The sequence below is a fragment of the uncultured Methanobrevibacter sp. genome, assembly GCF_947169325.1.
Classification (GTDB): Archaea; Methanobacteriota; Methanobacteria; order Methanobacteriales; family Methanobacteriaceae; genus Methanocatella.
The window spans coordinates 1-13,012 of record NZ_CAMVPN010000074.1; the positions used below are offsets into that span (position 1 = coordinate 1).

At 34.9% G+C, this 13,012-nt stretch carries 6 protein-coding genes; all 6 read right to left on the reverse strand.

Annotated elements, in window-relative coordinates; genetic code table 11:
* Positions 1-290: 290 nt before the first annotated feature.
* The gene (locus tag Q0W26_RS09490) at positions 291-692 is read right to left on the reverse strand and encodes a PadR family transcriptional regulator (protein ID WP_298524429.1); all 402 of its coding nucleotides are present in this window, start codon (positions 690-692) and stop codon (positions 291-293) included.
* 46 nt (positions 693-738) lie between these two features.
* Positions 739-1,539, reverse strand: a complete 801-nt coding sequence (locus tag Q0W26_RS09495; protein WP_298524432.1) for a hypothetical protein — start codon at positions 1,537-1,539, stop codon at positions 739-741.
* A gap of 150 nt (positions 1,540-1,689) precedes the next feature.
* Positions 1,690-2,205 carry an SAM-dependent methyltransferase gene (locus Q0W26_RS09500; protein ID WP_298524434.1) on the reverse strand — a complete coding sequence of 172 codons (516 nt, stop codon included), beginning with the start codon at positions 2,203-2,205 and terminating at the stop codon, positions 1,690-1,692.
* On the reverse strand, positions 2,192-3,046 hold the full coding sequence (locus Q0W26_RS09505) for a pantoate kinase (protein WP_298524437.1): 855 nt from the start codon (positions 3,044-3,046) through the stop codon (positions 2,192-2,194). The genes Q0W26_RS09500 and Q0W26_RS09505 overlap by 14 nt, the downstream gene beginning before the upstream one ends.
* An 86-nt stretch (positions 3,047-3,132) precedes the next feature.
* Positions 3,133-12,636: an Ig-like domain-containing protein gene (locus Q0W26_RS09510; protein WP_298524440.1), complete on the reverse strand. Its 9,504-nt coding sequence runs from the start codon at positions 12,634-12,636 to the stop codon at positions 3,133-3,135.
* Between the two features lie 191 nt (positions 12,637-12,827).
* Positions 12,828-13,012 (reverse strand): hypothetical protein (locus Q0W26_RS09515; protein ID WP_298524443.1); only part of this gene is annotated, 185 nt, incomplete at its 5' end.

Here is a 13,012-nt window from a genome sequence, read left to right on the forward strand (position 1 = left end):
ATAGATTTGCAAGATTAATTACTTTAAAGCACCATTTTATCTTAGATACTATTTTGTCCTATCCCTTATTTAAATATTACTAAATTTTTACCCTTAAAAATTGATTTGACCCTGTAAAATTGTCCTAAGAGAAACATAGTATATAAAATTAACTATTTTTTAAGTGAAAAGTCCAGAAATCAAATTCCCCCATCAAAGGAAGAATCCCTGAATCAGTTCATCATTTCATCACTTTAACATTCTTCCACTTTCCACTTACTGAAATCAAAAATGGAACTTTGTCTAAAAAATCATTCAACATTTAAAAAATCATTGAAAAACTGGGAGCCATGATTGCTTTTTCTAATGTTGATATAACTGTTTTTAATATACTCTAAAAGGAATTCTCCTTTATCAGTAATAGTATAAAACTTAACCTGTTTGTTGTCCTGAATCTTAATATCACAGTGAATCAATTCATTTTCTTCCATATTTTTCAATATTGGATAGATTTTACTTGGAATTGATTTTTTCAAAGTGCCTGATTCGATGAGGATTTCAAAAAAAGTGTCCAATTCTTTCATTATGCTATATCCATGAATCGGACCTGAATTTTTAATTATCCATAAAATTAAAAAACGAGAAATACCGTTTACGGTATGTTGTACAATCTTATCTTTCTTTACAAATTCCGGATCAATATTATTCGTCATAATTTCTCCAAAAAAAATAAAAAATAAGAAAATAGTTTTTCCTATCTTAAATTTTTATATAAAATACTTGAACTTTTACCAAAGAGTATCTGTAGGAATAGTCCTTATCGGGCATTTCCCATTTTCCATCATCAAATTCGCATAAATCAGTTAGAACAATTGTTTTTCCTGTGAATTTATTCTTGAGATAGAATTTAGCTTTTGTTATTATTGTGTTTTTAGGCTTTTTAACAAAAACAACTTTTGCCTCTTTTTCATCTTCATCGTTTTTTATTTTAACTTTTACAGTGTCTTTTTTGTTTAGCACCTTTTTTGAATTGGCCTTCAATATTTTTGAATATTCCTTGCCAATGAATATTTTTGACTGTTTAGATATTTCATATTTTTCGTTATCTGAACTTATAATTACTTTATGGGTTCCTTTGCTTAATACTTTTGTGTTGAATTTAGCTACACCATAGGCATTTGTTTTCACAGTGTAAGTCTTATATTTTGATCCTGTGAATACTTTCAGTTTGAGTTTCGTGTTTTTGATTGGAATATCATCATCGTATCTGTCTTCGACTTTTATTTTGAAATAAGTGGATTTTTTGTGTTTTGAAGCGACTTGTGGAGCTTCAACTTTTGTTTTAATTTTTTTTACAACGTTCGGTGATTTGGTTGCATCAGAATTAGAGATTGTTTGAGTATTTTCGATATTGCTTGTAATTTCAGGAGAAATTTGGGATTCATCCAGATTACTATCAATATTAGTATTTTCAGTTACATTTTCCGCAGAGATTGCGCTCATCGTCACCAACAGCGTTAGAAAGACTAACAAAACAAATGAAATTTTCTTATAGTTCATAATTTTTCCCTCCTTAAATATGAAAAATATTTTCTGTATAATATTGTTTAAAAAAAATATTATATAAATAGGTATTTCAAATTTTGATATATACAAATCAGTAAATTTTTAAAGAATCTCTAACCAACATATAGTTAGTAACGAAACAAACTATTTTTTCAGTGATGGTGTCCAGAAATCAAATTCCTTAATCAGTGGAGGAATGCCTGAGTCATGATAAGTTTCAAGATAACCCACAGTTGTTGAGATATCCTCATCGCTGACACTGACGGAATTTGCAAATTCCAAAACTCCACGGTTTCTGATAACTGTATGCTTTGGTTTGAATGTGCTTGACCAAATGTAAAAGACTTTAAAAACAGTATCCGGATGATATCCTCCACCCAAATCAATAGCCAGCACGTCGCATGATTGAATCTTTTCAAAGACTTCTGCAATAACATCATGGCTTCTAACGTCACCTGAAACAAACTCAACTGAATCCATATTATTCATTATATCGACCGCTTCTGGAGAATTGTCAACGGCAACTACCCTGCACTTATCTGATATCAGTTTGGTTGTTCCGCCGACATGACATCCCAGTTCTATTACTGTATCATCCGTTTCGACCAAATTCAGCAGATCTTCCCTATATTTTTCAATGTCATAGCTAAGTTTTATCATAAATTATCCCAATGTTGTTGAGTTTATCTATATGCAAGTCTTCGATGTCGAGACTTTTGAGTGCATCTTCATCATATGCAAAAGCAAATGCAGTATTTCCTAACATTGCCATCGAACTACCAAGAATATTGTGCGAAGAATTAAAATAATCAATAGTATCTTTCACTTCATCTGACATTAGTTTTGTCTCATGCGAAAACCTGTTTGAAAATGTCAGAAAGTTCTCAATTGTAGGCTCTGCTTCAAACAGTTCCAGGTATTTCAAACCGGATTGTGAGATTACCTTCTTGTGGTGAGGGTCACGTATTATTGATGAAGTTTCAATGCCGCCGAATGTTTTCCATGCAATATAAACCTCATTTGAGTCAAATGACTTTATCTCACCGATTCCAGGAGCTCCGGGCTTTGTCCTTAAAACCAAACCTCTTCCGGTTTGAGCTATCACATCACCCAACCCTCCTGAGAGATTGACTTCTGTCATATGGGCAATCTGACCGCACAGCTCTCGGGAATATCCCAAATCCAAAAATTCATTAATGGCTAGGGTTAAGCTTAATGCTGAAGCGGCTGATGTTCCAAAGCCTGCACCTATCGGAAGCTGTATGTCCTGTGTGATTTTAAAATGAGTGTCAATGTCCAAAATGCTTAGGACTTCATCGATGATTGTTGAATCGCCCTGGTTGACATTGACCTTTAAGCTTTCGGACGATGATATTGTTGTTTTAACGCCACTAGAAAGCAAAAAACCTGCACCGCATGAACCATTCTTGAGTTTGATTTCATGGTTTTCAATCGTGAAAAAACCTGTAATGTGGCCAGGCACAAATACTGAATTTGACATAATAAGTAATTTGATTTCAAGTTAATTAAAACTTTTGACAGATTTCAATTAAAATAAAAAAAGGAGAATAGAGAAAAAATTAATCCCTATTTAACAATTTTAATTTTCTTGGATACTGTATCCTTGGAGTAGGTAACCTTGTATGTGTAGGATTTGCCTACCTTAAGACCTGCCAAAACGCCTTTTGAAATGGTGAATGTGACTACACCTTTGCTGTTGGTTTTTGCAGTGTATGTTCTGCCTTTGAATTTTAAGGTAACCTTTTTCTTTGCAAGATATTTCTTATTAACCTTGTTCAAGGTCACTTTGACCTTAAGGGCTTTTGTCTTTTTGGCATTTATGTTTTTAGCCACCACAATGTGTTTTGAAACAATCTTATTGGTCACTTTTATTCCTTTGTAGGATGCAGTTATTGTGTATGTCTTAATAGGCAATTTAGGCAATTTAACGGATGCATAACCGTACATGTCGGTTATTCCATAGTATGTCTTGCCGTTTATCTTGAATGTTACAGTCTTGTTTTCCATAGCCTGGGTATCGCTTGTGAGATGAACCTTATAAACTGCCCTTTCGGAGTATACTACTGAAACATCCTTGTTCTTGTCTATTTTGATTCTGTAAATGTGGATTGTGGTCTGATTGTTTACGCTGAAATACTTCTCATCACCAGTGTATCTCATAGTGACCTTGTGGTTGCCCGGAGCCAGTCCGTCAACATTTACAACACCTACACCATCAATAATGTTGTCCTCATCCCCGAAAGGCTCTCCATCGACAGTTACGATGAAATTGCCTGTAGCGTCTTCAGGAACATTAAGGGTGAATGTGGCTTCACCGGCATCGTCTGAAACATCCACAGTGAATGTGCATTCATCACTTGTGAGTGTCCTTTTGATAACATTGACAATTATTGTAGCGTTTGAAGGAAGATATGCATCATTTCCTTTAAATTCTATGTATAAATCTGCAATGCCTTCCTGATAAGTGGTAATGAGACCATTTGCATCAACATCAAATACTTCAAGATCACCGCTGTCAAATTTCAGGTATTTGCTGGTTGAAGGCGCTCCTGATGGAGTAACAATATTCTGCAATTTGAATTCTTCACCTGAATATATTGTAATGTCTGTTGCATTAATGGAGGTAGGAACTTTTGAAATGGATACTATGACCTGTTTTTGTGAAGCAAGATATTTTCTGTCTCCTGCAAACTTGATTGTCACCACTACATTTCCTGTGGTTTTAGCTGTCAGTTTTCCGGAAGAATCAACGCTTGCGATTTCATTGTCACTGGATGTGTAGGTCAATAGTCCTTCACTTGGAGTCAGTACGGCATGCAGATCAATTGTTTCGAATACCATGGTTTCAAATGTGTTGTCTGAAACGATTTTTGTCGCCAATTTTGTAACTGTGACGTTTACTTTGGCGAAAGATGAATGATATTCATCATCACCTGCATAAGTTACAGTTATTATGGCAGTACCTTCATTGTTTGCAGTTATTTTGCCTGTTGAATCTACACTGACAACTCTGATATCGCTGCTCATGTAAGTTAATTTTGCACCATTAGGACCATCAAGTATGGAAGCCTCAATTTTAGACTGGTCGTCAACATGCAATGAAATTTCGCTCTTGGCCACATTAACATGAGTTGTTCTTGTTGTTACAACGACATTGACAGTTGCATTTGACGGATAGAATGAGTTTGCTCCAGCAAACTTAACAGTTATTGTGGCATTTCCTATTTTATTTCCTGTTATTTTTCCATTTTCATCTACGCTTACAATGTCAGGATTGCTGCTTTCATATGTTGCCGGGAACCCAGTTTCATAGTATTTTGAAAGAACACGAGCATTCAATTCCTTGGTTTCATTAAATCCTATTTCAATGTCCTTTTCAACATCTATTGTAGTTACTCTTGCATCAACAGTGATTGTGAATGATGCATTTGACGGAAGATATTTGTCATTTCCAGGGAATTTAACTGTAACCAATACTTTTCCGCTGGTTAATGCGGAGATGAATCCGCTTTCATCAAGTTCAACAATGCTTGAATCATTGCAACTGAAAATTAAACCTTTACTATTGCGGATTGGATTTAAAATAGCTTTTATGGATCTTCCTTCACCCAATTCCAAATCAAAAGTTTCAATTGTAATATTTGTTGGAATTCGTGATACTTTTACTGTTACTGTATTGTTTGATGGTAAATATTTGCTGTTACCTGAATAACTTACAGTAATCATGGCAGTGCCTTCTTTAATGGCTTTGATATTGCCATTTTCATCAACACTGACAATTGAAGAGTCATTAGTTGAGTATGATAATTTATCTAAAGTTTTTGGAGTTAAAACAGCTCCAAGATTTGCATCGTCATCTACGAATAGAGAGATTGTATTATTTACGTCAATTTTTGTTGGAACTCCTGTGACTTTAACATGCACAGTCTTATTCGCTGCGCGATACTTGCCTGTGGCTTCAAATTTAATAAATATATCTGCTTCTCCAATTAAAATACCTTTAATTCCTCCATAACTGTCAACAGTGACAATTGAAGAATTACTGCTAATATAAGATAATTTACCAACATTAGGTGTCAATATAGCATTAATATTAGCACGTTCTGTGACATTTACACTGACATCAGACGCATCAATGGTGGTTGCAACATCAACGACATTAACTGTAATTGTCTTGGTTGAAGCCTGATACTTACCTATGCCTGCAAATCTAATTGTTACATTAGCCACACCAACACCAACACCAGTTACCATACCGTTAGCATCAACACTAACAATTGAAGAATTGCTGCTCTCATATGATAATTTACCAACATTAGGAGTTAATTTAGCGACGATTGAAGCGCGTTGTGTGACATTAACACTGACATCAAACGCATCAATGGTGGTTGCAACATCAACGACATTAACTGTAATTGTCTTGGTTGAAGCCTGATACTTACCGATAGCGGCGAATTTAATGGTAATGTTTGCCACACCAACACCTACACCTGTTACAACACCATTGGCGTCAACACTAACAATTGAAGAATTGCTGCTCTCATATGATAATTTTCCAACGCCAGGAGTTAATTTGGCATTTATTTGTGCATTTTCAGTTACATTTACAGTTACATCTGAAGCATCGATGGTAGTTGCAACATCAACGACATTGACTAAAACCACTGCTTTGGAGGAAGTGTAGTTTGCATTTCCATTAAACACTATTGTCACATTAGTTTTTCCGACACCATTTGCGGTTATCACTCCATTATTAATGCTGACAATGTTTGGATTTTCAATTATGAATTCGACATTTCCAGCTTCAGAATGGCTGAAATCATATTTGATTGTTGAATTTTCAGTTAGGTTCAATGTAATCGGACTTTCTGCAGTAATATTTGTTGGAATAGCGGAAACCTTGATGGCTGTTACAGCCTGTGACGGTGCAAACTTATCTTTAACGCCATCAAATTTGATGGTGACATTTGCCACGCCTACGCCAACAGCAGCAATTAACCCATTTTCATCAACTTTAACAATGCTTTCATTACTGCTCACATAAGTCAAACTTCCTGCATTAGCAGGATCTAAAACAGTATTAATGTCTATCTTATCACCAACATACAAATCAAACTTATTGTTTACAGATATGCTTGTAGGAATTTCAACAGATTTTACAATTATTGTTACGTTTTCACTTGATTGAGCGTATTTGTTTGTTCCATTGAATCTTACGTTAACTGTGGCTTCACCGGAACCGACAGCAGTTATCACACCTTTACTGTCCACTTTAACAATGCTTTCATTGCAACTTGTGTATGTTAAATTTCCAGCTTCGATTGGAGTTAAAGCTGCACCAACATTTACGGTGCCTCCAATAACCAATATGAATGTTTTTCCAACATCGATTTCTGTTGAAATCTTATTAACTGTCACGGTTATGTTTTTAGAACATGGAATGTAATCATTACTGCCCACATAACTGACTGTAATATTGGCATTACCAGAACCAACGGCAGTGACAACACCTTTACTGTCCACTTTAACAATAGTTTCATCACTGCTTACATAATTCAAATTACCTGCATTAGCAGGATTTAAAATGGCATCAATACTTTCTGTTTCATCAATAATCAATGAAATTGAATCTTTTGAGGTTATTTCAGTGCCTATCTTATTTACTTTGACAAGCACTGTTGCGTTACTTGCTAAAAATTTGCCATCAATGCCTGCGAACCTGACAGTAACATTAGCTTCACCAACACCAACAGCACTAACGACACCATTGGCATCAACTTTGACAATGTTCTCATTACTGCTAAGGTAGGTTAAATTACCTGCATTGGAAGGAGTTAAAGCTGCTCCGATTTCAGTTGAATTATGAAGGCTCAATTCGATAGTTTCATTTACTGATATGCTTGTTGGGATATTTGATGAATAGACTGAAACCAATATTGTTTTGGTTGAAGTAGCGTATTTGTTTGTTCCTTTAAAGCTTACAGTAACATTAGCGTTTCCAATTTTCAAAGCATTAACAGTACCATCAGCACCAACACTGACAACAGATGAATCATTGCATTCATATGTTAAATTTCCAGCATCAGATGGGCTCAGTACCGCATTGAGATTTCCAGTTTCACCAATAATGAGAGCGAATGTGTTAGCAACATCGATTTTTGTTGAAATCCTATCAACTGTAACAGTTATGTTTTTGGAACTTGAAATATGATTTGAATCACCAACATAGCTTACTGTAATAATGGCTTCACCAATACCAACACCAGTTACCATACCATTAGCATCAACACTGACAATTGAAGAATTACTGCTTGCATAAGTCAGATTGACTGCATTGGCAGGATTTAAAATAGCACCTATGCCTTCGGTTTCATCAATGAATAATGAAATTGTATCCTTGGCAGTTATTTCGGTAGCGACCTTATTTACTTTAACAAGTGTTGTTGCATTGCTTGGTAAAAATCTTCCATCATCACCCATAAACCTGACAGTGATTTTTGCTTCACCGACACCGACACCGGTAACAATACCGTTACTGTCGACTTTGGCAATGCTTTCATCACTGCTTTCATAAGTTAAATCTCCAGCATTGGAAGGGGTTAAAACAGCACCCATATCAATTGAATCATAAACATCCAATACAATTGTTCCATTTACTGAAATGCTTGTAGGAATATCCAAAGGATAAATTGTAACCAGCACTGTTTGGGTTGAATTAGCATATTTTTTGGTTCCATTGAATAATACAGTAACGTTTGCCTGACCTACACCAACACCGGTAATTATGCCTTTGTCATCAACTTTAACAATGTTTTCATTGCTGCTTTCATAAATCAAACTTCCAATATCTGCAGGATTGAGAATTGCATTGAGGTTTTCACTTTGGTCAATGAACAATATAAATGTTTTTCCAACGTTTATTTCAGTCGGAACATAATCTACAGTGACAAGGACATTGGTTGAATCCCCATAATATTTGTTTGATCCGTCATATTTTACGGAGATGTTGGCCTGACCGACACCGACTGCAGTGATGAGTCCGTACTTATCAACTTTAGCAACCTTATTATCGCTGCTTTCATATTTCAGACCTGTGATGTTCTTGTTTTCCCATAGGGAAGTTAGATTTGCATTGAGGTTTAGGGTTTCATCCACAAGTAATGAAATGGATTGTGGAGATGTTATTTTTGTAGTTCCCTTAACCACCTTTACAATGACTGTTGCATTGCTTGGAGTGTATCTGCTTGAAGCGTTGTATCTTATTGTAATTTTTGCGGTTCCTTCTGAAAATCCGGTTAAAGAACCATATTGAGATATGCGAACAACATCAGTGTCATTGACTTCATATTTAAAGTCAGTAGCTTTGAAATCAAATGGCCTATGCTCCAAACTAGCATTCAGATATAACTTTTCTCCAACATGCAAATCAATTTCCGGACTTACTATAATGTCGTTTTTAGGTATTGACACCCTGACAATCATATTAGCGGATGAAGGCTGGAACTGAACATATCCGTTAAATCGAATAGTCACATTAGCTACGCCAACGCCAACCGCACGAATATAACCACTTTCATCAACTGTTACGACTGAAGTGTCATTACTTATATAAGTTGTTGTGAATTGGTCTCCCTGAGCTATAGGAACTGATATTGTTTCGTTCTTTGAATTTTTCAGAACATGACGAATGAGTGCAGTGTCGGTAATGTTCATCTCTTTTTCACTGTCTACTTCAATATGAGTTTCAAAATCAATTACAGTAAGAATTACATGTTTTTCTGCTGCTTTATATTTTTCATTTCCATCATATCGAATTGTCAGGTTAGCTATGCCTCTGCCAACTGCATGAACTGCATTATTGTCAGTGAAAACAGCCACGCTTGTATCATTACTGCTGCAATTTAAAAATGCTCCTGATATCTCTTTTACACTGAGACCCAAATAATACTCCTGACCAATGTACAATTCAAGTTCCTCTGTATCAACTGTTATTGTAGGAGTCCTTTTGGCAACGTTAAATGTTACGTCCAAACTGCATGGCTCATATTTATAATTTCCAGCAAAGCTAACGGTGACATTTGCCAAACCTTCACTGAGAGTTCTGAAGGAATTTCCCGCCAATCTTAAGACACTTTCATTGTTATTTGTATAAGTTAATCCAGATCCATAAACTGATTTGTTTTTATAATCGTATGCTGAAACATAAAGATTGCCTGATTCACCAATTCCCATATCCTCAGGATCAAATATAAATCCGATATGGGTTGGAATGCGGGTTACATTTACCAATACTGTTGCATTTGCAGGAGTGTATTTGTCTTCACCAATTACATTTAGACCATTGAATTTTATGCTAAGCAATGCAAGACCTACCTTAACACCGGAAACATATATCCCTCCAGGTTTAGAGACAATTTTTGCGATGCTTGTATCATTACTTGTAATTGTTAACCTTTTATTTGACTCTAAAAACGGCAGTGCATCATATTCAAATGGTATGAGCTCATAATTCACATATGCTTGTGAATCCACAAATACATTAATTGTTGAATTGACTATAATTTTTGATTCGATTCTGTGTATGAACGGCACTTCATATTTCACATTCTCATATTCCGCATACAATGCTCCTTTATGATAGGTGGCGCTACCTTGAATTGTTTCCCCTATTTTTGAGACATTTTTGTTGAGAGTTAAATTTTGTGAGGATAATTGCAATATGATTTCAGGCAGATCGTCAATATCGTATTGGATTATTGTTTTTGTTCTGTTGTCATATTCGAAGAATGTGAATGTTGTTTCAAGTTTGCCTTTATCATCAAAATTGAAATCTGTTACATTTAGGAACAGCCAGTTGTTCATCTTTGCATAATTTGAAACTGGTGGAACAGTGTCGTATTGATTCCATCTGTCTTTATACCAAATGTTTCCAAACCAGTTGTAGTCAGCAACAATACCTTCAGCCAAACATGAGATTTCATAGTATCCTGCATTATTATTCAGGAATACTGAATTACTTACCTTGGCAATTTTAGCATAGGAACATATGACCCCATTATAACCACCAGTATTGTTAATGAATATGCATCTGTCAATATCTGTACCATTATTGGCTATGAATATGGCAGCACCCATACTGGCATCATTATATGTGAATACACAATTACTAATAGTAGTATTCATTGCATATATTGCACCAGCCGCACCACTAACATATCCATCAGGATCATTGTCTTTTAATGCACGATTGCCAGTGAATGTACAATCTATAAAATTAGCATGAGCATAGTTAAAGGTAGCACCTGCATAATTAGCACTATTATTCCTAAATGTACAATTGATTATATCACAATCATCATATGATTCCAAAGCACCGGCAAAACCGATAGCATAGTTATTTTCAAACAAAGTATCCCTGACGGTCAAATCATTACCTCTTAAAAATAGGGCACCAGCAGAAGTGTATAATTGAGTGTTATCAACGAATCTGCAGCCGCTTATAGTGAAATGAGAAGCATGGACAGCCAGAGCAGCACCTCCACTAAGGGTGTTAGCCACATTGTTTGTAAAAGTACAGTTAACCAATTGGCTGTTATCGGATGCGAGATGCATACCAGCTCCCCCCTCTTCGGAATATAAATAACCGTTTGCAATATTGATATTTTTGAAAGTAATGTCATTGGATTCCTTATCCACTGCAAAAACCCTTGTCATTCCATCAGCATTAACAGTATGGCCATTACCGTCAATAATTAAATGATGTTTGTCCAGTATCTGTATGCCTTGAGACATTTTATCCAAGTTTTTAATGTAGACATAATCCTTATCAAGGGTTATTACATCACCATCATTAGCCGCATTAATTAAAGCCTGCAATTCAGCAAAACTTCCACCTTTTACCTTTTTGGAAACAGCACTATTTTGATAGCTGGCAGTAAATATTGTATCGTTTAAGAAAGTAAAATTAAATTTACCTTCACCTGAATGGTCCAATATAACCTTATCAATATCAATTACTGAATTATCTGCATTTACATTAACGGCAATTGAAGGTAAATTGGATGTTGTGTAAGTGCTGGTTTCACCAGTGTTTGAATCGAATAAATTGTTGATTGAAACAACAGCATTTGAAGTTCCCAAATCAGGAACAAGATCCAAATATAACCAATTATTCATTTCAACAGATTTTGGAATATTTGGGCGGACTGCCCTGTTATCATAAGTATTTCCAAACCAGTTATTGTTTGCAAAAGCAAAGTAAACGTCGTTGTCAATAAGATTGGATACATTACCCAAAAGAACAGAATCAGTAATGTTTATTTTTGCGGAAATGAAATTTGATATTGCATCACCTGTTTCTGCCTTGTTGTTTATGAAAGTGCTTCCCCTAATATTTACTTCATCGCTGAATGGCCTTTCTGTAGTTGCCTGTTTTCCATATATGAAAACCGCTCCACCATAATTTTTAGCATTATTGGAATCAAAGGTACAATTGATTACGTACTGTCTGTAACCATATTCCGTTGTAATGGCTCCTCCCCAGGTTGCAACATTATTTTTGAATACTGAATTCATAAAAACAGCTAGACTTGTTGGGAATGAATAAATTGCCCCTCCTGAACTTGAAGCCTTGTTATTCTCAAAAGTACAGTTGATTACCCTTAAATTATCACCATTACCATAAAAGGCACCACCATTGTCGGCATTACCATTTACCAACTTAATGTTTTTAAGATAAACTGTTGTGGAGTTTACATAAAATATCCGAGACTGGCCTTTCGCATCAATTTTATGACCCTTACCGTCAATAGTCAAATTATCCCTATTGATTACGATACCGTCCTTAATAGTATCTGAACTTGAATATTCATAATCCATATCCAGCTCTATTGATGTGGAAGATCCTCCGTTGATTTTTGTATTTAAATCAGCAAAACTCCCCGTATTTGCTGATAATATTTCTTCATTACTTAAGTTATTAATGCTTATTGCATTATCATCATTGTTATTTATTGATATGATATCTGAATTATTGTTTTCCGCCGAAACGGCAGAAATGCTAATGATCATGAAAAATATTAAGCATATAACTATTATCCTATTTTTCATTTTCAAAACAATTTCCTCCTCTCTCAATATAAAAATGTCTATAATATGTTTAAATATATCATAATCAATATTTAAATCTAATTGAAAATAGGGTTTTTTGAAAAATTTTTTAAAAAAAAAGAAAAAAATGTTATGTAAAATCAATTACATAACTAATGTTTTCTGCGTTTAAAAGTAATAACTCCTAAACTGATTAATACTAATTTCAAAGCAAACAACGGATTACCTGTAGCATTCTTATCATGTACCTTATGATACCTATGTTTTGTATGGTTAGTTGTATTATTCTTTGGATGAGTTATATTTCTATGCTTTTTAGTAACATTGGTTTTATTAG

Bases quoted from the DNA above. Each gene is read 5' to 3' on its own strand.
- Q0W26_RS09490 (WP_298524429.1), bottom strand. From the start codon at position 692: ATGACGAATAATATTGATCCGGAATTTGTAAAGAAAGATAAGATTGTA.
- Q0W26_RS09495 (WP_298524432.1), bottom strand. From the start codon at position 1,539: ATGAACTATAAGAAAATTTCATTTGTTTTGTTAGTCTTTCTAACGCTG.
- Q0W26_RS09500 (WP_298524434.1), bottom strand. From the start codon at position 2,205: ATGATAAAACTTAGCTATGACATTGAAAAATATAGGGAAGATCTGCTG.
- Q0W26_RS09505 (WP_298524437.1), bottom strand. From the start codon at position 3,046: ATGTCAAATTCAGTATTTGTGCCTGGCCACATTACAGGTTTTTTCACG.
- Q0W26_RS09510 (WP_298524440.1), bottom strand. From the start codon at position 12,636: ATGATCATTAGCATTTCTGCCGTTTCGGCGGAAAACAATAATTCAGAT.